Here is a 19789-nt window from a genome sequence, read left to right on the forward strand (position 1 = left end):
CATCTCGGATGAACTTGATTTACCTCTTCTCACTCACTGTACTGGGGTTTTCGAGGGGGATGCCCCCCCTTATGGTGGGGGCCAATGGGCAAAGTATGGGGGACGTGGCGGTGTGAGGCGACTCCTCTCCCTGCTGCACAATCCAGGCATTCGCACTGCGAGTCCAACACGTGTTCGCCACTGAAGCCTGGTTCGAAAATTTGCAACGCTACGGCCTGGCGCGGCCGCCTGCCGCCTCCTATTCGATCGAAATACATCAGGCGGGTGCCGGTGGGTCCGCTGGCCGACTGCATTTGATGCAGCTTGACGCCCGTGGGCCCTTGCTGGCATTGAGCAATTACTACAGCAGTCTCTATGAACCCGTTTGGAGCATCGACTCGCGAGAGGGCGTCGATTGGTGTGATCTGGCACGGCGTATACGTCGTCTCCCGGGCGCCGCCGTCATTCGTCTTCAACCCATGGATGCCGATGGTGTGTTCATCCGCGGTATGGAAGCGGGCCTGCGCGCATGCGGGTATAGCGTGGATCGGTTTTTTTGCTTTGGTAATTGGTACTTGCCCAGTGAGCCCGGGGGGTTCGAGTCCTACTGGTTGAAACGCCCTGCGCAGTTGCGCAATACGGTCGAACGCGCAAGGCGGCGACTGGACCGGGCGCACGTGTGGCATGTTGAAGTTCTGACTACCCCGTCTCCGGCGTTGGATGCCGCAGTGATTGCCTACCAGCGTGTATATGCACACAGCTGGAAGGAGCCTGAGCCTCATCAGGCATTCATGCCCGGGCTGATTCGAATGGCCGCCGATCAGGGGAGTTTGCGATTGGGGCTGTTATGGCTGGAAGGCAAGGTGGTCGCAGCCCAAGTGTGGATTGTCACGGGTGGCAAGGCGCACATTTTCAAGTTGGCGTACCAGTCTGGGTACGAACGCTTCTCGGTGGGGTCCGTACTGACGGCAGCGCTGATGCGGCATGTGATGGATGTGGACCGCGTGCATGAGGTCGACTACCTCACGGGAGATGACGGCTACAAGAAGGACTGGATGTCGCATCGGCGTGAGCGGGTGGGCTTGATCGCATTTGACAAGTCCCGTTTGCGCGGATGCCTGGCCTGGGCGAGGCATGGGGTGGGCAAGTTGTACCGACGTTCCGCAGCCAGATTCAGAGCCCTGTGAGTCTCAGCTCTTGAACCGACTCAGCAACCACTGTTGAGTCAGTTGCCCCAGCAGTTCATGTCCGCCTGGTGTGGCGCATGTGTGATCGGCGCCGGGCATGATGTGTTGCTGCACGTTTCCCTTTTGCAGGCATCCCTGCCACGCCTTGTCGGTGCGGGCGTGATCCAAAAATTCCTGCCCAGTCAGGTCTCGTTCACTGATCAACAAAAGGATGGGGGCGGAAAAGTTTTGCCATCCCTGGGCCATGTTTTGCTGAAAACTCTGCGTTGTATCCTGCCTGTTGAGGCTGGCTCTCAGGTTGCCAAGCAGTTGCCCAATGGCTCGGGGGCCAACCCCACCGGCCAGCAGCTTGCGCCAGAACGACCATTCGGTCAGGCGATGTCCGTAGTAGTGCTTGATGTGCGTGCGAGCCAGCCCCGTGTCTGACCGTACCCATGGGTTGACCAGGCAAAGGCCAGCAATGCGCGGGTCATTGCTGATGCGCCAGTAGAGCAGGGCCGCTGATGCGCCATCGCACAAGCCCCAGAGCACTACGCGCTTCACGGTCGAGCCCTGTGTGCTCAGGGCATCTACCGCCGCACTCAGTTGCGGCGCCAGATGCTCAAAGTCGCTGACTTGGCCGTGCGCATCCCCGAGCCCTGCGAGATCGAACCGCAGGGTGGGGAACCCTGCTGAGGCCAGTTGCCGGGCAAGCAGGACGGACTGACGGTGAGCGCCCACGCGGTATTGAAGGCCACCCGTCACGATGATGACCCCGGTATCGAACGCCGCCACGTGCGGGGCGGACACGATGCCCCACGCTGCCGACGCCTGGGTCAGGATCGGAACAGGTGTCTCAGTGCAGGGCGTCATGTCGTGTGCGGGCATGGGCGGCATTCATGTGAGGCAGGCAAGACTTGCATGAATCAGATCTGCGGGCTCCGTGTTGCTGAACTGTTGCCAGAAGGCGCTGCAGGTGACGCTTTGCACGTGAGGATGCCAACCCGCTGCCTGCCAGATGTTCGTTTGACGCGTGATGCCAGGTGACGGAGGGGAGGGGGACGCGCAAAGTTCCACGCAAACCAGCTTGGTGGGCTGGGCGGTGGACAACGGCGGGAACGGGGTCATATGCCGTGTGTTCAGCTCACGTGCCATCTCCGGTGTGATGCGGTAGCCAGCCACATGCACATCCTGTCCCCGGTTGAGTTGTTCGCTCAGCGTGGGCGCCGCTTCCATTCGCTCCTTGTCTTTGCTCAACCACTCCCTCGCAGCATCCAATCGCAACCACTGCTGCAGCACTTGCGACCCGCTGACAACCGGTTGCCACCACAACAGGTGACACGGTGTGTCCATGCTCGCGAGCATGTTGGCGGACAGCAAGGCCCCGCTGCGCACGCCCCACATCCATAAAGGTGCCGCCTCCGTGGGCTCACCCGCACGCCGATTCAGCTCGTCCAAGGCATCGTGGGCATTGTTCAGCCAGGTGGTCCATGTTGCATCGCCAAAATCGCCTTCGCTGTCGCCACAGCCGTACATGTCGAACTGCAGCACGGCGTAGCCTGCCGCGGCCAGCGCCCGCGCGAACTGCGCGCTGATGCGCCGGCAAGTGTTGAGCTCTTCGGCAAACGGATGCAGGTGCAGCACCTGCCCGCGCTGCACGGGTCCTTTTGGGGAGTGGTAGAGGCAAAACAGCGATCCGCTGCGCGTGGGCAGGAAGAAGGCGTCGGGCAGGTCGGCCATGTTCAGGGTGGGCTCACATAAGCCTGAACCAGACGGCACAAACTGCCGACCGTGGCAAAAGTGTCAGCATTCAGATCGGCCTCGTCAAAGGTGACGCCAAAATGATTTTCCAATCCTGTGATCAGGGCCACGGCCGCCATGGAGTCCAATTCCGGCAAACTCCCCAATAAGGGGGTATTGACATCAAAGGCCAATGCCTTCTCCTGCAAATGCAGGGCTTCATCGAGCACCCTGAGTACATGTTTCATGAGGTCCATGCCTGCATTCTAGAGTTTCTGCCGTAACATCAATTCATGACTTTGGCGCCCGATTTCAGGGGGGGGCTTCCTCCGGTATTGCTGCATGATTTGCCCGCGCGTGCCGCTCAATGCTGGCCTGCGCAGGTGGCGCTGACATCCGGGGATACCCGCTGGGAATATGCGGCCTTGCAGGCGCGCATTGCATCGTGGGCGCAAGGCTTGCGCGCCTTGGGCCTGCAACCCGGCGAGCGGGTGGCGGTGGTGGCCGACAAGCAACCCGATACGGTGGCAGCCATGTTCGCGGTCACGCGGGCGCAGGGTGTGCTTGTGCCCATCAACCCCCTGCTTAAGTCCGCCCAAGTTCAACACATCTTGCACGACTGCGGCGTGGTGCTGCTGATCAGCCCTGCCAGCCGGCAATCGACGTGGGCTGCGCTGGGCGAAGCGTGTCCCGACCTGCGTTGCGTCGTGGGCTGTGGTGCAGATTTGGCTGAGGTGGGGGGCGCACCGGCGCGGGCCAGCGGGCCTGTCGCGTACGTATCGGCCGATGCCGTGTGTGCGATGAAGCCTCAGGCGGACGAAGCTGCCCCCGGCCGAGCCCTCGAAACCGATCTGGCCGCCATTTTTTATACCTCGGGCAGCACCGGTTTGCCCAAGGGCGTGATGCTGTCGCACCGCAATCTGCTAGCCGGTGCTGGCAGCGTGGCCGCTTACCTCGGCAACCGTGCAGATGACGTCTTGCTGGCGGCCTTGCCTTTGTCCTTCGATGCTGGCTTTAGTCAGCTCACCACGGCTTTCCTGGTGGGCGCGCAGGTGGTGCTCTTGAACTATCTGTTGCCCATGGATGTGGTGCGGGCGATGGCGCGCTACCGTGTGACCGCCTTGACGGCTGTGCCGCCTTTGTACGCCCAACTGACCACACTCGACTGGCCGCCTGAGGCAGCACAACATCTGCGCTATTGGGCCAATACCGGGGGGCGGTTGCCGCGCTCGGTGTTGTCGGCCATGCAGGTGCGCGCGCCCTCGGCCTTGCCTTATCTGATGTTCGGCCTGACCGAGGCCTTTCGCGCCACCTACTTGTCACCTCAAGAGGTGAGTCAGCGCCCTGATGCCATCGGCAAAGCCATTCCCAACGCCGAGGTGTTGGTGCTCAGAGATGACGGCAGCCTGTGTGATGACGATGAGTCGGGCGAGTTGGTGCAGCGCGGCCCCTTGGTGGCCCTGGGGTATTGGCAGCGGCCGGAGGCCACGGCCGAGCGCTTCAAACCCCTGCCGAGCGGTTTGGGCAGGGCAGGGCAGGGCGCCGCGGCGCCGGAAATGGCGGTGTTCTCGGGCGACACGGTGCGTCGTGACGCCGAGGGTTTTCTGTATTTCGTGGGCCGCCGCGACGAGATGATCAAGACCTCCGGCTACCGGGTCAGCCCGACCGAGGTGGAAGAGGTGGCGATGGCACACGCGGGCATCCGCGAGGCCGTTGCCGTGCCGGTGGCCGATGAGGCTTTGGGCAGCGTGATTCGTCTGGTGGTGCATGGTGAGTGTGAGGCAGGTGCCAGAGAGGCACAGACCGCAGTCTTGTTGAGCCATTTCAGGCAACTGGTGCCCGCTTACATGGTGCCCAGGGAGGTGGTGTGGGTGGCATCACCCTTGCCCCGCAATCCGAATGGCAAGTTTGACCGTCAACGCTGGAGAGACGATGCGCGGCTTTGAAGTGTCCGAGGGGCAGTTGTGCGTAGGCGGCGTGCCCTTGCAGCGCCTGGCCCAGCGGGTCGGGCAGACGCCGTTTTATGCGTACGACCGTGGTTTGATTCGGCAGCGCGTGGCCGAGGTGCGGGCGGTATTGCCAGAGGGAGTGCAACTGCATTACGCCATCAAGGCCAACCCCATGCCTGCGTTGCTGTCGCATCTGGCACCTTTGGTGGACGGGATGGATGTGGCATCGGGCCGTGAATTGTCCGCTGCCCTGGATGCCGGCTGTGTAGCGGCGCACATCAGCTTTGCGGGACCGGGCAAACGCGAGGGCGAGTTGCGCCAGGCGGTTGCCGCTGGCGCCTTGCTCCACGTCGAATCCTTCCGCGAGGTCGATCTGCTGGTGCGCCTGTCTGCGGAGATGAGGCTGCCGGCGCGCGTGGCCGTGCGTGTCAATCCGGACTTCGAGTTGCGGGGGGCGGGCATGCGCATGGGCGGGGGGGCTCAGGTGTTCGGGGTCGACCTGGAACAGGTTCCGGCGCTGCTGGCGCGCATCGCACAGGCGGGTTTGCAGTTCGAAGGCTTTCATGTGTACGCCGGGTCGCAGGTACTCAAGGCCGAGCTGCTGGCCGATCTGATCGAGCGATCGCTGGACATGCTGTTGACGCTCCAGGCGGTGTTGCCGGGGCCGGTCCGGCAGGTCAATCTGGGCGGCGGCTGGGGCATTCCTTATTTTCCGAGTGAGCAGCCATTGGATGTGGCGCCTGTGCGGGCGGCCCTGTTGGCTGCGCAGCAGCGTCTGCACGGGCACTGGCCGCAGGCACGCCTGGTGGTTGAGTTGGGGCGCTTTCTGGTGGGCGAGGCGGGCATTTATGTAGCCCGGGTGCTGGATCGCAAGGTGTCCCGAGGGGAAGTCTTTCTGGTCACCGATGGGGGCCTGCATCACCACCTGGCGGCTACCGGCAACTTCGGGCAGGTCTTGCGGCGCAACTATCCGGTGGCCCTGGGCAACCGGCTGGCAGAGTCGGCGCTGGAGCAGGTCAGTGTGGTTGGGCCCCTGTGCACACCGCTGGACGTGTTGGCGCACAAGGTGACCCTGCCGAAGGCGAGCGAGGGCGACCTGGTCGTGATCTTCCAGTCTGGGGCCTATGGCGCGACGGCCAGCCCTCAGGCCTTCCTGGGGCACCCGCCTTGCGTGGAGATGCTGGTGTGAGGCGGGGGCCATGAGCCGCTGCGCCCCGTGGTCCGCAGCTTTGCTGGGGGCGGCAGCGTTGAGTCTCTGGGTGTTGGCGTTCGGTTTGATCGGCATCCATCCCTTGTTGTCGGTGCCCTGGGCCTTGGTGGCGGCAGGTGTGGCGATCATGTCTGCGGCTCGGCCCTACTGGGGGCTGATGGCCTTGTTGGGCCTGTTGCCGGTGGCCAGCCTGAGCATCTGGAGCGGCTGGCGCGTGACCGACGAATTCGATGTGCTGCTCTTGCTGGTACTGGGCGGTGGCTATGCGCATGAGGCGTGGCTGAGATGGTCGTGTGCCTTGCCGCGTGTCCCTGGCCCACACGTCAGAGTCCTGCGGCTTGCCGTGGGGTGGCCCGTGCAACTGGCATGGGGCGCTGTGCTGCTGACCTGGGCGGTGTCGGCCTGGCGGGGATGGCTTGATGCGGGCGCCAGTGCACCCGATCTGCTGTGGGACGGCTATGACAGCACGGGTAACGTCTGGCGGGTGGCCAAAAGCATGGTGGCCCTGGTGCTGATCGCGCCCTGGCTGCGTGCGCTCTATCGCCGCTCGCCCTATCAGGCGATCCGCAGCTTGCATGGGGGACTGCTCGTCGGCTTGGTTGTGGTGTGTGGCCTGGCCGTGTGGGAGCGAGCGGTGTACATCGGTCTTTGGGACCTGAGCAGCGACTACCGTACCACCGCCTGGTTCTGGGAGATGCACGTGGGCGGTGGTGCCATTGATGTCTACCTGGCGATGACGGCACCTTTTGCGTGGTGGGCGTTGTGGCGAGCCCGAACAACGTGGCAGTGGGGGCTGGCCGCCTCCCTGCTGGTGGTGCTGGTGTACGTGGTGGTCACCACGTATTCGCGAGGCCTGGCCGGCGTGTTTGCGGGCGGCAGTGCGCTGATGTGGTGGCTGTGGCGGCGCCTGTCCCTGGGACGGAAAGAGGCGCTGGCGTGGCGACAGCGCGCCCAGCGGTGGTTGGTGGCAGGTTTGCTGGTAGAGGCCCTGGGCTTGGTGGGTGCCGGTCAATTTGCGTCAGACCGCCTCTCGAACACCAGTGTGGATGTGCAGAGTCGATGGGCGCATTGGCAGTCCATGTATGGCTTGCTCGCAAAGCGAGACGACTGGTGGTGGGGGATAGGGCAGGGGCGCTTGCCCGCGCGTCACAGCGCCCTGGCAACGGGGCCGGCCATGCCGGGGTCCGTGTCATGGCCTGGCGAGCCGGCGGTGGCGGCGGTGCGTCTGCTGGGGCCGCAGGCCTCTCCGGAGCTGGTGGGCCGCTTTGCGCTGGCGCGCCGGGTGCCGCTGGCGCCCGGCCTACACGTGGTGCGTCTGACCGTTCGCGCCACGGAGGCGACCCGCTTGCGTTTTCGTCTGTGTGAACGGCACCTGTTGTATGAGCTCCGATGCCAAGAGGCCGTGGGAACGGTTCAGCCCGGGCCGGTACAGGTGCTGGCGTGGCCGATGAGCGGGCCTGAGCTCGGTGGTCTCTCCGGGGCGGCACGTTACAGAGAGGGCATGGCGACCTTGTCGGTCATGCAAGTCGATCGCGCCGTCGAGGTGTGGGGTTGGGATATTCGGAACGCCGTGAATCAGGTCGTTTTGCACCATGCGGATTTTTCTGACGGCTTCAACGGCTGGTATTTTGTGACCATGGGATATTTTCGCCCCTGGCATGCCGACAATTTGTTCATGGAGTTGTGGGTCGAGCGTGGCCTGCTAGGATCTTTGGCCCATGTGATGTGGGTGGGTTGCATACTTTGGCACGTATGCAGGCGCTGTTTCATGGGTGAGACATGGTTGCTGCCGATACTGGGAGGTATCGTGTCATGCAGTGCTCTGCTTTGTGTCATCAGTGTGACGGAGTTGCCCCGGCTGTCATTTTTAAGCGGCAGCTTGTTGCTCATATCGTCGCTTTGGGGGGGTGTGTTACGCGACAGATCTGCCTAGAATGGGCTGTAACAATTGGTTTACAACGTGTGCGTTGTCAGCTGTTGTGAGAGACAGGGAAGAATTAAAAATGATCAAGGTGTTTGGGCATTACTTTCACAGACGAACTGTGCTGCAGGTTGTCTGTGAGGCGGTATTGATAGGGGTGGTTTCGGCCATCTCCTTGTGGTTGCAGCGCGGGCCGAATGCCAGAGCCTCCGAGGTGATGGCCGAGGCGGTGTTCATCGGGGGCGTGGTTGCATCGGCCTTTGCGATGGTCAATGGTGCTTTGGGACTGTATGAGTACAGCCGCTCATTCGCCAAGGGGGTGATGCGCACGCGCGCTGTGCTCGCCTGGGGCGTCTCGTGCGTGGTCGCCTTCGTGCTGGTGGTGTTGCTGCAATTGAACGAGGGGTACAACCTCGTGGCCACCTTTGCCATGCTGGCGGTCACCATGTCGCTGGTGATGATCTGGCGTGAGCTGTCGTTCGAGACATTGCCGCGCGCCATGACGGTGCAACGTGTGCTGATCTACGGCGCAGGCCAGCGCGCAAGGTCGGTGGCAGAGTCCCTGCAGCAGTCTGACCCCAATGTGCAGGTGGTCGGTTTCTTTGCCAGTCCGAATGAGAGCGAGATCTCAGTCCCTGAGGCGCAGCGGGTGGTGCCTGGTCGCAGCCTGACGGATGTGGTGCGTGACCATGACGTCAACGAAATCGTGGTGGCTCTCACCGAGCGTCGGGGGGGCAGCATGCCCATGCGCGAGTTGCTCGATTGCAAGCTGCAGGGCGTGCGTGTGATGGACATCGCCCGGCACTTCGAACAGAAGCTCGGTCAGATTCGCCTGGACGCGATGTCGGCAGGTTATTTGATTTTTGGCGAGGGCTTCAACCAGGATCTCATCCGCACGCTGGTCAAGCGATGCTTTGACATCGTGGGGGCCCTGCTGCTGATCCTGGTGAGCCTGCCGATCATGCTGATCACCGCGCTGGTCATCCGGATCGACAGCCCAGGGCCCATTCTGTACCGCCAGGAGCGGGTGGGTTTGCACGGCCGCATCTTTCACGTGGTCAAGTTTCGCAGCATGCGCACCGATGCCGAAAAGGACGGCGTGCCCCAGTGGGCTCAGGCCGGCGACAGCCGTGTGACCCGCGTCGGGCGCGTGATCCGCAAGGTGCGCATTGATGAGTTGCCGCAGTTGTTCAGCGTGCTCAAGGGCGACATGAGCCTGGTGGGGCCACGTCCTGAGCGCCAGTATTTTGTCGAACAGTTGGCCCGCGACATTCCCTTTTATGCGGTACGGCACAGTGTCAAGCCCGGCGTGACGGGGTGGGCCCAGGTTCGCTACCACTATGCGGGCTCGCTCTCCGACACGACCGAGAAGCTGCAATACGACCTGTACTACGTCAAGAATCACTCCCTGTTCCTGGACTTCGTGATCCTGTTTGAAACCGTGGGTGTGGTGCTGACCGGCAAAGGCGCGCAGTAAACCTCATGCCATTGGATGCCGACCTGTTGACGGTTGCGGGGCAGGCGCTGGCCGGTCTGGCCTATCTGATGCTGACGCTACGTCTGCTCTGGCAGCGAGGGCGGCAGACCGCGGGGCACCGGGCCACACAGGCAATCTTGCCGGCAACGATGGCCTCGGTGGTCTGGGCGTGGAGCGTCCCTGCCGTTCATCATCTGCAGCTTGAGGGGCTTTGGCTGTGGTTGCCGCGTTGGCTGGATGTGGCGCGCTACGGTCTGTGGTTTGCGTTTGTGCTGCATCTGCTGGGTACGGCCCGTGGGGATGGTGGCGACCAAAGCAGCCTGGTTCGCCGTTTGGCGGGGGTGGCGATTGCGCTCACGGTCGTGGCCGCCCTCACGCCGCACTTCATGCCCATGACGGTGCTGGCCGTGTTCGGCCTGGTGTTGATCGAGCAGCTGTTTCGCAACCTGCCCGCCGATGCGCGCTGGAGCGCCAAGCCCATCTGTCTGGGGCTGGCCGGCACCCTGTTGTTCGATGTGTACCTGTTTTCGGAAGCAGCTTTGTTCAACGGCGTGGACGAGGACGTGGCCGCTGCACGCGGTTTTGTCCACGCCTTGATGGTGCCCCTGCTGATCTTGCCCAGCGCGCGGCATCGCAACTGGATCTCCAAGATCCAGGTGTCACGTCAGGTGGTGTTCCACTCGGCCACGCTGATGATGGCCGGGCTCTACCTGCTGTTCATCTCGTCGCTGGGCTACTACGTACGCTACTTTGGCGGGCATTGGGGGCGGGTGCTGCAGGTGGCCCTGGTCTTCCTGGCCGTGGTGGCGCTGGTGGCTCTGGGGCTTTCGGGCACCTTGCGGGCGCGCGTGCGGGTGTGGCTGGGCAAACACTTTCTGCGCTACCGCTACGACTACCGAGAGGAGTGGCTCAAGTTCACCCGCACCTTGACGAGCCACACCCAGCCTCAGGAGCTCAGTCAGCATGTGATTCGTGGTCTGGCTGACATGGTGGAAAGCCCGGCAGGGGCCTTGTGGCTGCTCAACGCCGAACACAGCCATTTCGTGCAGGTGGCCCGCTGGAATGTCCCGCAGTCCACGGCCATGGAGCCGCTGAGCTCGGAGCTGGCGCAGTTCATGAAGCGCACCGGCTGGGTGATCGACCTCAAGGAGTTCCAGTACCATCCGCAACGCTATGAGGGCCTGACCCTGCCTGACTGGTTGCGGGAGCTCAAGCAGGCCTGGTTGTTGGTGCCCCTGCCCATTGGGGGGGAGCAATTGGGCTTTGTCTTGCTGGCTCAGCCGCGCACGGAGCTGGAGCTCAACTGGGAAGTGACCGACCTGCTCAAGACGGCGGCGGCTCAGGCCGCCAGCTTTCTGGCCCAGATGCAGGCCACCGAGGCCTTGCTCGAGTCTCGCAAGTTTGATGCGTTCAACCGCATGTCGGCGTTTGTGGTGCACGACCTCAAGAACATCGTCACCCAGTTGTCGCTGATGGTGAAGAACGCCAAGCGCCTGCAACACAACCCGGAGTTCCAGGCCGACATGCTGATGACGGTCGAGAACTCGCTGGAGCGCATGAAGCAGTTGATGATGCAGTTGCGCGAGGGCGCGGCGCCCTCAGGCGGCGCTGTCGGAGTGGACCTGGGCGCGATCGCTCAGGAATGGGCCAGTTCGGCTGAAAGCCGGGGTCGCACCGTGCGGCTGGACCTTCAGCCAGACGTCTTCACCCGCGGGCATGCTGAGCGGCTGAAACGCGTGGTGGGTCACCTCATTCAGAACGCCCTCGACGCCACAGAGCAGCACGGGCGCGACGTCTGGGTCAAGTCCCACCGATTTGGGAGCCACGCCAGCTTGCAGGTCGGTGACAATGGGGTGGGCATGAGCGACGAATTCGTGCAAACCCGATTGTTCAAACCTTTCCAAACCACGAAGGTCGCGGGGATGGGCATCGGGGCGTATGAGAGCCTGCAATACATACAAGAGTTGGGTGGCAAGATGACGGTCGAGAGCAAGGAAGGCGAGGGCACCCTCGTGACCTTGCTGCTTCCTGTGATGGAGGTGGTGCAACCCGGCAACATACTCAGCGGAGAGGGTGCATGAGCACGGACAAGGCAAACACATTGCTGATCGTTGAAGACGATCTGGCCTTGCAAAAGCAGATCAAATGGTCACTCGACCAGTTCGAGTCGGTCACGGCCGACGACCGCCCAAGTGCCATGGTGCAACTGCGCCGCTTTGTGCCCGCCGTGGTCACGATGGACCTGGGGCTGCCACCCGATGCCGATTCGGTGTCTGAGGGCTTCAAGTTGCTTGAGCAGATTCTGGCGGCCGAGCCGGACACCAAGGTCATTGTGCTGACCGGGCAGAACGGCCAGGCCAACGCCCTCAAGGCCATCGCGATGGGTGCCTATGACTTTCTGGCCAAGCCCTTTGAGCCCGAGGTGCTGGCGCTGACGGTGGAGCGCGCCTTCCGCCTGGCCGAGTTGCAGGCCGAAAACCGCCGCCTGCAAAGCATGCAGACGCCTGACGCACTGGCGGGCTTGATCACGAAAGACCCGGGCATGTTGCGGGTGTGCCGCACCATCGAGAAAGTGGCCAGCAGCAACGTCACCGTGATGTTGCTGGGGGAGAGTGGCACCGGCAAGGAAGTGCTGGCGCGCGGCCTGCACCAGAGCAGTGGCCGCAAGGCCAACAAGTTCGTCGCCATCAATTGCGCCGCCATTCCTGACAACTTGCTCGAGAGTGAGCTCTTTGGTTACGAGAAGGGGGCGTTCACGGGGGCGGTCAAAACCACGGTTGGCAAGATCGAAACCGCCCATGGCGGCACCTTGATGCTCGATGAAATCGGCGACCTGCCGCTGCCCTTGCAATCGAAGCTGCTGCGCTTTTTGCAAGAGCGCGTGATCGAGCGAGTCGGGGGACGCCAGGAGATTCCGGTGGATGTGCGCATCGTCTGCGCCACACACCAGGACCTCAAGCAATTGATCGCCGAAGGGCGTTTCCGCGAAGACCTGTATTACCGCCTGGCCGAGATCGTGGTCGACATTCCGCCGGTGCGCGAGCGTGTGGGCGACGCGGCCTTGCTGGCGCACGCCTTTGTCAAACGCTTCTCGTCAGAAGGCGGGCGCAGCTCGCTGACGCTGTCGGCCGATGCGGTGCGCGCCATCGAGCAGCACACCTGGCCGGGCAACATCCGCGAGCTAGAGAACTGCATCAAGCGCGCCTGCATCATGGCCGACGGGCAGCAGATCACCGCCGATGACCTGGGCTTGGCTGCGGTCGAGCAGGATGATGCCGATCGCTCGCTCGATTTGCGCACTGTGCGCGACGAGGCCGAGCGCAAGGCCGTGATCGCCGCCCTGGCGCGTGTCGACGGTAACGTCTTGCGGGCGGCCGAATTGTTGGGGGTCAGTCGACCCACGCTGTACGACCTGATGCACCGCCTCGGTCTGAAGTAAGTCACTGTGTTCGAAATGGATCCTGACATGAAGCTCACCTCATCTGTCTTCCGCTCTGTGCCTGCTGCGCTGACCTTGTCGCTGGTGCTGGCAGCTTGCAGTGGCAATGACCCGATCAAGCTGACGCAGTCCGCCAAGGACTACATGGCCAAGAGCGACCATGCAGCGGCCATCATCCAGCTGAAAAATGCGCTGCAGGCCAAGCCAGATCTGGCTGAAGCACGTTTCCTGCTGGCAAAGGCGTTGCTGGCGACCGGCGATGTCTCGGGGGCGCAGACCGAGTTGAAGAAGGCGCAGGATGCCGGCTACGCACATGATCAAATCGTGCCGGTGATGGCACGTGTGATGCTTGGCCTGGGCGAGCACAAGAAGCTCACCGAGACCTATGCACAGACGCGGCTGGCGGACCCTGCCGCGCAGGCCGAGTTGCAGACGCTGATGGCCGGTGCGTGGCTGGCCCAGGGCAAGGCGGACTTGGCAAAGGGGAGCCTGGCCGAAGCCTTGAAGGTCCAAGCCAATTATGTGCCTGCCTTGCTCCTGCAAGCCCGGATGATCGCATCGGACAAAAACTTTGAGGGTGCGCTAGGGCAGATCGATCAGATCTTGAAGGTCGCGCCGCAAAGCGAAGAAGCCTACAAGCTGCGGGGTGACATTCAGCTGTTCGGCAAGCAGGGGCCCGATGAGGCGCTGGCTTCGTACCGCCAGGCGGTCAAGGTCAAGCCAGGCTACAACGATGCGCAGGCCAGCATCGTGCGGGTTCTCATGGCGCAAGACAAGCTGCCCGAGGCCACCACGGAGCTGGAGGCGCTGAAGAAGATGGCGGCGACTGCACCTTACACGCTGTACCTGCAGTCTCAGCTGGCACTGAAAAAGAAGGATCTGAAGGGGGCACGAGAGGCGGTGCAGCAGGTGTTGCGAGTCACCCCGAACAGCCCGCAGGCGCTGGAGTTGGCAGGCACCATCGAGGCGCAGTCCAATTCCCTGGTGCAGGCGGAGGCCATGTTGGCCAAGGCGCTGGCTGCCGCGCCCGATTTGAAGCAGGCGCGTCGCATGTTGGTTATGACCTACCTGCGCTTGGGGCAGGTGGACAAGGCTATCGCGACCTTGCCAGCCAATCTCAACGAGATTGACAACGACCCCGCTTTGCTGTCGGTGGCGGGCCAGGCCTACATGGTTCATGGCGACCAGGAGCTGGCCCAGCGCTACTTTGCGAAGGCATCCGCGCTGGATCCGAAGGATCCGTTGAAGCGCACCTCGCTGGCGGTGAGCAAACTGGCGGCAGGTCAGACCGAGACGGGCTTCAGCGAGTTGCAAAACATTGCAGCCAGCGACACCGGGGTAGTGGCCGACATGGCCATGATCAACGTGCTGGCCGGGCAAGGCAAGCTGGATGAGGCTTTGAAGGCCATTGACCGGCTGCAGAAGAAGCGTCCGCCAGAAGACCCGATTCCCAGCCATCTGCGTGCGCAGGTGCTGATGAAAAAGGGCGATGTGGCGGGGGCACGCAAGGCTTTGGAGCATTCGCTTGAGGTGTCGCCAGACTTCTTCGCGGCGATCGGCGCATTGTCCGAGCTGGACCTGGTGCAAAAGCAGCCTGAAGCGGCTCAAAAGCGTTTCGAGGCCCTGCTGGCCCGCAAGCCCGACAGTGTGCAGGCCATCCTGGGTCTGGCCCGCGTAAAGAGCCTGCGCGGCGCCAACAAGGATGAGGTTGCCGCTCTGCTGCGCAAGGCGGTCGAGGTGGCGCCTAACGAGGTTCTGCCGCGCCAGATTCTGGTGGCGCACCACCTGCGCAACCAGGAGCCCAAAGTGGCCTTGACGGCCGCTCAGAACGCGGTCGCGGCCCTGCCCAAGAGCGCCGAGTTGCTGGACAGCCTGGGCCAGGCACAGGTGGCAGCGAAGGAGTTCAACCAGGCTGTCAGCAGCTACGGCAAGATGGCCTCGATACAGCCTCAGTCCGCGCTTCCGCATCTGCGGATGGCGGGGGTTTACATGGCGAACAAGGATGCGGCCAACGCAGCGCAGAGTCTGCGCAAGGCGCTGGAGATTCAGCCCAATTTGCTGGCCGCCCAGCAAGGGTTGACCGAGTTGGCGGTGCGCGGCAACCGGACGCCGGATGCCTTGGCCATGGTGAAGGAGATCCAGACCCAACGCCCGCAAGAGGCGATTGGCTATGCATTGGAAGGCGAGGTGCAAGCGGCAGCCCGGAACTGGACCGCGGCGATCCCTGCGTATGAAAAGGCCTTGAAGCTGGCACCCAACGCCTCGGATGTGGCCGTCAAACTGCATTCGGTGCAACTGGTGGCCCAGAAAAAACGCGAGGCTGATGCCATGGCCACCTCCTGGCTGAGCAGCCACCCCAAGGATCTGACGTTCAGACTGTACATGGGAGACCGTGCGGTGGCCGCCAACGACCTCAAGGCGGCGGAGGGCCATTATCAAAAAGCGCTGGACCTGCAGCCTAACAATCCGCTGACCCTTAACAACCTGGCCTGGGTGGCGGGCAAGCTGGGTCGTAAGGACGCCTTGAGCTTGGTGGAGAAGGCCGACAAGCTGGCGCCCAACAACCCGGCGATTCTTGACACCTGGGCGACACTGCTGGCATCGGAGAAGAACTTCAAGCAGGCGGTGGAGGTGCAGAAGCGCGCCTTGCAACTCCAGCCAGAGGTGCCCCTGTACAAGTTCAACCTGGCGCAGATCCAGATTCAGTTCGGGGACAAGGCAGGTGCTAAGAGCAATTTGCAGGCCCTCAAGCAACTGGGCGACAAGTTCAACCGCCAGGCTGAGGTCGATAAAATGCTGCAGTCACTTTGATTTGTCGATATTTTTGACAGTGCAACGTCAGATTCAAAAGTTTTGAGATTGCCGCCTGGGTTTTCTCATGCAAATCAATTACTTGCCGATGCATGTGTCTGGCGGTATGAAAATTGCATCAACTGAGGCAGCTTTCGGGATCGGGCACTGTTTGTGCCCGGTGAACGGTACATACATCGAGATCAAGGGGGCCCACCATGTCAGATCAGCAAAACGAGCACACGCAGACCGCCGATGAGGACGTGCCGCCCGCTGGCCTCAACACCAGCCGACGCAAGCTGGTGCGTGCTGGTCTGGCTGCGGCGCCTGTGGTGGCCGCTTTCAAGAGCAACATGGTGTTGGCCTCACCGCGGGGCACCAACGTGACCGTTCTGGCGTCTTCGTTTGCCTCTGTGACAACCACGGGCGGCAGTGTGGCGCCCAATGCGCGCACCACCGGATTGTTCATCCCGATGAGCGAGTGTGAGAAGCACAAGAGCTGCGACGAGTTGTTGTTTGGTCCGACGGGCTGTGATCGAAGCGACAAGCGTGGTTGTGGCTTTGACATTGCGCCAAGCCGAGTCATTGCCACCAAAACCTTGAAGCAGGTTTTCAAGATGGACGCTCCATCGAACATGGAGCGTCTGGCGCGGTACTTGTCGGCTGGCTATCTGTCGGCCATGACTTACGGCAGCGATTCTTACATCAGCGAGCAGCGGTGCAAGGACATCTGGCGCCAGTACGGTGAGTGGGAGCCCACCGCTGGCGTGTCTTGGAGACTGCCGCAGACCCTTGATTACTTCGAGCGTGTGTACTCAGGGACGGGCTTCAGTGACTGCCTGATCAATCCGTCGTCGCGTTCGGGCGGTCGCCGTTGTGGCTGACCAGTCGTGGCGCTTTCTCCTGTGTTGTTGAGGTAGGTTTTTGAGTTTGACGAGGCAGTACGCGTTCAACTCGCCCCGCTTCGCTTTGCGTGGCTGGGCAGGGCATGGTGGCGTGGTGTATGACGAAGCCGATTCGGCCTTGTATGAGGTTTCGGAGGCGGCGTTTGAGTTGTTGTCCCTGCTGGATGACGGACCGAATCACCCAGCGGACGGCGCGATCCAGCCTCCCGGCCAAACAGCGTCGCAATTGGCCAGCGCACTGATTGGCGAAACCGCCGAGGACTCGGACATCGCGTTGGTGACGTCGTTATTGGACAACCTGAGGGAAATGGGTGTGGTGACGTGTCTGTCGGTGTGACGCCACGCCAGGTTCAGGCTGTGCCGTTCGACACCTTGTCAGCGGCACTGCGCACCTCAGGTCTGTACCTGCGGATGGACCCGTTCGTGGTCCATGTGCGCAGTGCCATCCCCATCGTGGCGGATGGCATCAAGCGTTTGTATGCGGGGCACACCTGCTGGACCGACGCCGGTCAGTTTGCGGACTTTCATGTGTCGGTGCGTCGCAAATGGCGCCCATCGCGTCCGCTCTGTGTGTTCGAGATGGACGGGCACGATCCCTTCACGCCCCTGGCCTACGGCGAAGCCTATGCCTTCCTGGAATGGGGGCTCAACTGGTGCATCACCAGCTTCTGCCACAACTGGATCACCTTGCATGCTGCCGTGCTGGAGCGTGACGGGCGTGCCGTGATCCTGCCGGCACCACCCGGCTCCGGCAAGAGCACGCTGTGCGCGGCCTTGATGCTCGATGGCTGGCGCCTGCTGTCAGATGAGATGGCCTTGCTCGATCCCCGCACGGGGCTGCTCACGGCGTCACCCCGTCCCATCAGCCTCAAGAATGCGTCGATCGACATCATGCGTCGTCGGGCGCCGAATGCGGTCATGGGTCCGGCGGCGCTTGACACGCTGAAAGGCACGGTGTGCCACATGCAGGTCTCGGCCGACAGCACGGCGCGTGCGCGTGAGTTGGCCACGCCAGCCTGGATCATCTTTCCGCGCTATGAGGCGGCTGCCCCGTTGACGCTGAGCGCGCGCCCCAAGGCCGATGCCCTGCTGAACCTGCATCGCAACAGCTTCAATCACCATGTGCATGGTCGACAGGGGTTCGAGACCTTGGCCGACGTGATCGAGCGCTGCGACGTGTACGACCTCCACTACAGCGACTTGGATGAGGCCCTGGCATGTTTCGCCAGGTTGAGCGCATGAGCCGCGACGCCACGGGTCTGATCACGCTGAGGCGTGCGATGCAGCTCCCCCAGGAGATGGCGCGCTTCTCGGGGCAGCAGTGGGACCATGTCATCCGCCTGGCACGGGCGGCTGACCTGTCGGCGCGACTGGGTTTTCTGGCTCAGCGCGACGGAGTGTGGGATCAAATTCCCGAGGCACCGCGCAAGTATCTGGAGTCGGCCCTGCGCGTGGCCGATCGGCAGCAGCGCGAGCTGGGTTACGAGATCCAGGAGATCGAGTTGGCGCTGCGCCCGCTGAACATCCCGGTGGTGTTGCTCAAAGGCGCGGCCTATGTGGCGGCCGGCCTGGATGCCGCCAACGGGCGCGTGGTGTCGGATGTGGACGTGCTGGTGCCGAAGGCTGCCTTGCCCAAGGTGGAAGCGGCGTTGATGCTGGGTGGCTGGGCAAGCTTGGCCCGATCGGACTACGACCAACGCTACTACCGCACCTGGATGCACGAGTTGCCGCCGATGCAACACATTCAGCGGGGCACGGTGCTGGACGTGCACCACGCGATCATGCCGGTCTCTGCGCGCATTCACCCCAGTTCGACCTTGCTATTGAGCGAGGCTCGCCCCTTGCAGGTGGGCTCGTGTTTGCATGTGCTGGCCCCGATCGACATGGTGTTGCACAGCGCCACCCATTTGATGCACGAGGGCAGTTTCGAGCAGGGCATGCGTGGCCTGGTTGACCTGGACGCCTTGTTGCGCGAATATGGTTCGACATCTGACTTCTGGTCACACTTGGTGGCACGCGCCAGCGCCCTGCAACTCACCCGGCCCTTGTTCTATGCCTTGCGCTATGTCGGCATGATGTTGGGTACCGTGGTGCCGCAGGACGTGCTGGCAGAGCTGGATCAGGCGCCCGGCGCGCGTCCGGGTGCGTGGCGTCTGAAGTGGATGGATGCGATGTTCAAGCGGGTGTTGTGTCCGCCTCACCCTTTGGTGGCTGATCGGTGGACTCCGCTGGCCCGTGGCTTTCTATATCTGCGTGGTCATTGGCTGCGGATGCCACCGGGGTTGTTGACCTTGCACCTGTTGCGCAAAGCGATCTCTCCCAAGCAAGGAGCTTGAATGTCGATCTCAACCTCTCCGGTCTGGGTGGCGACGGGTGCGGCCCGCCGGACGCTGCTGTGCGGTGCCTTGCTGTGCGGTGCGCTGATGGGAGGCATGTCGGCGCAGGCGCAGATGAGCGCCTTGCCCGACACCCTTGCACGCGTGAAGCCGGCCGTGGTGATTGTGGGCAGCTACAACCCGACCGCTGCGCCACGTTTCAGCTTGCGCGGCACGGGGTTTGTGGTGGGGTCGGGCAACTGGGTGGTGAGCAATGCCCATGTGCTGCAAGCCCCTGGCAGCGCGGAGTCGCTGGGGCAACTGGTGGTGCAGGTGCGCACAGGCCCCGAGACGTTTCAGATGAGGCCGGCGCGGCTGCTCGACAAGGATGTGTTCCATGACCTGACCCTGCTGCAGATCGAGGGCCCACCGGTGCAGGCCTTGCCGCTGGGGGATTCAGATCGGATCAAGGAGGGTCAGGAATTGGCCTTCATGGGCTTTCCGATCGGGGGGGCGCTGGGGTTTTCTTCGGTGACGCACCGGGCCCTGGTGTCCTCGATCACGCAGGCCCGCCTGCCCTCGGCGCAGAGCGGTCAGTTGAACGAGCGGGCCATACGGGGTTTGCGCGAGGGCAACTTCCTGATTTTCCAACTTGATGCCACGGCTTACCCTGGCAACAGTGGCGGCCCTTTGTTCGACCCCGCCTCAGGTGAGGTGGTGGGGGTGATGAACATGGTGCTGCTCAAGGGCACGCGCGAGTCGGCCCTGAGCCAGCCGTCGGGCATTTCGTATGCCATCCCGGCGCGCCATGTGCGCGACATGTTGGCCCGTCAGCGGCCGTGAAGTGTGATCCTGCCGCTGAGATGAGTGTGCGAGGCCTGCTTGGCTCTTTGCTGGC

The 19789-nt window shown here is 62.8% G+C and carries 16 protein-coding genes; 13 read left to right on the top strand and 3 right to left on the bottom strand.

The features are described from left to right. Positions 1 to 170 precede the first annotated feature (170 nt). Positions 171 to 1166 carry a GNAT family N-acetyltransferase gene (locus AC3WW4_RS07760; RefSeq protein ID WP_488827810.1) on the top strand — a complete coding sequence of 332 codons (996 nt, stop codon included), beginning with the start codon at positions 171 to 173 and terminating at the stop codon, positions 1164 to 1166. A gap of 3 nt (positions 1167 to 1169) precedes the next feature. Here the strand turns inward: AC3WW4_RS07760 and AC3WW4_RS07765 are convergent, their stop codons facing one another. Genes AC3WW4_RS07765 through AC3WW4_RS07775 form a run of 3 tightly spaced genes read right to left on the bottom strand, consistent with a single transcriptional unit; the run spans position 1170 to position 3142 of the window. After that, positions 1170 to 2033 carry a hydrolase 1, exosortase A system-associated gene (locus AC3WW4_RS07765; RefSeq protein WP_488827811.1) on the bottom strand — a complete coding sequence of 288 codons (864 nt, stop codon included), beginning with the start codon at positions 2031 to 2033 and terminating at the stop codon, positions 1170 to 1172. Between the two features lie 9 nt (positions 2034 to 2042). Beyond that, positions 2043 to 2885 carry a hydrolase 2, exosortase A system-associated gene (locus tag AC3WW4_RS07770; protein WP_488827812.1) on the bottom strand — a complete coding sequence of 281 codons (843 nt, stop codon included), beginning with the start codon at positions 2883 to 2885 and terminating at the stop codon, positions 2043 to 2045. Between the two features lie 2 nt (positions 2886 to 2887). Continuing rightward, positions 2888 to 3142 carry an acyl carrier protein gene (locus tag AC3WW4_RS07775; protein ID WP_488827813.1) on the bottom strand — a complete coding sequence of 85 codons (255 nt, stop codon included), beginning with the start codon at positions 3140 to 3142 and terminating at the stop codon, positions 2888 to 2890. 36 nt (positions 3143 to 3178) lie between these two features. On the opposite strand from AC3WW4_RS07775, the gene AC3WW4_RS07780 reads away from it, so the two are divergent. The 12 genes from AC3WW4_RS07780 to AC3WW4_RS07835 all read left to right on the top strand — a co-directional run bounded on the left by AC3WW4_RS07780 (position 3179) and on the right by AC3WW4_RS07835 (position 19734). Continuing rightward, the gene (locus AC3WW4_RS07780; protein ID WP_488827814.1) at positions 3179 to 4831 is read left to right on the top strand and encodes an acyl-CoA ligase (AMP-forming), exosortase A system-associated; all 1653 of its coding nucleotides are present in this window, start codon (positions 3179 to 3181) and stop codon (positions 4829 to 4831) included. Next, positions 4818 to 6023: a pyridoxal-dependent decarboxylase, exosortase A system-associated gene (locus AC3WW4_RS07785; RefSeq protein ID WP_488827815.1), complete on the top strand. Its 1206-nt coding sequence runs from the start codon at positions 4818 to 4820 to the stop codon at positions 6021 to 6023. Before AC3WW4_RS07780 ends, AC3WW4_RS07785 begins: the two co-directional genes overlap by 14 nt. A 10-nt stretch (positions 6024 to 6033) precedes the next feature. Next, positions 6034 to 7977 (top strand): hypothetical protein, encoded by a 1944-nt coding sequence (locus tag AC3WW4_RS07790; protein WP_488827817.1) that lies wholly within the window; start codon positions 6034 to 6036, stop codon positions 7975 to 7977. Between the two features lie 70 nt (positions 7978 to 8047). Then, entirely contained in the window at positions 8048 to 9442 is a 1395-nt protein-coding gene (locus tag AC3WW4_RS07795) for a TIGR03013 family XrtA/PEP-CTERM system glycosyltransferase (RefSeq protein WP_488827818.1), read from the top strand. Between the two features lie 5 nt (positions 9443 to 9447). Further along, complete coding sequence (gene prsK / locus AC3WW4_RS07800) at positions 9448 to 11523, top strand: XrtA/PEP-CTERM system histidine kinase PrsK (protein WP_488827819.1); 2076 nt, start codon at positions 9448 to 9450, stop codon at positions 11521 to 11523. Further along, positions 11520 to 12881 (top strand): PEP-CTERM-box response regulator transcription factor, encoded by a 1362-nt coding sequence (gene prsR / locus AC3WW4_RS07805; RefSeq protein WP_488827820.1) that lies wholly within the window; start codon positions 11520 to 11522, stop codon positions 12879 to 12881. The genes prsK and prsR overlap by 4 nt, the downstream gene beginning before the upstream one ends. A gap of 27 nt (positions 12882 to 12908) precedes the next feature. Beyond that, positions 12909 to 15692 (top strand): XrtA/PEP-CTERM system TPR-repeat protein PrsT, encoded by a 2784-nt coding sequence (gene prsT / locus AC3WW4_RS07810; RefSeq protein WP_488827821.1) that lies wholly within the window; start codon positions 12909 to 12911, stop codon positions 15690 to 15692. A gap of 197 nt (positions 15693 to 15889) precedes the next feature. Next, entirely contained in the window at positions 15890 to 16555 is a 666-nt protein-coding gene (locus tag AC3WW4_RS07815; protein ID WP_488827822.1) for a hypothetical protein, read from the top strand. Between the two features lie 115 nt (positions 16556 to 16670). Then, on the top strand, positions 16671 to 16913 hold the full coding sequence (locus AC3WW4_RS07820; protein ID WP_488827823.1) for a hypothetical protein: 243 nt from the start codon (positions 16671 to 16673) through the stop codon (positions 16911 to 16913). Then, complete coding sequence (locus AC3WW4_RS07825) at positions 16898 to 17818, top strand: HprK-related kinase A (protein WP_488827824.1); 921 nt, start codon at positions 16898 to 16900, stop codon at positions 17816 to 17818. Before AC3WW4_RS07820 ends, AC3WW4_RS07825 begins: the two co-directional genes overlap by 16 nt. Next, on the top strand, positions 17794 to 18912 hold the full coding sequence (locus AC3WW4_RS07830; protein ID WP_488827825.1) for a nucleotidyltransferase domain-containing protein: 1119 nt from the start codon (positions 17794 to 17796) through the stop codon (positions 18910 to 18912). The genes AC3WW4_RS07825 and AC3WW4_RS07830 overlap by 25 nt, the downstream gene beginning before the upstream one ends. Beyond that, the gene (locus tag AC3WW4_RS07835) at positions 18913 to 19734 is read left to right on the top strand and encodes a S1C family serine protease (RefSeq protein ID WP_488827826.1); all 822 of its coding nucleotides are present in this window, start codon (positions 18913 to 18915) and stop codon (positions 19732 to 19734) included. The last annotated feature ends 55 nt before the right edge of the window (positions 19735 to 19789 follow it).

The sequence above is a fragment of the Aquabacterium sp. TM01 genome, assembly GCF_057808345.1.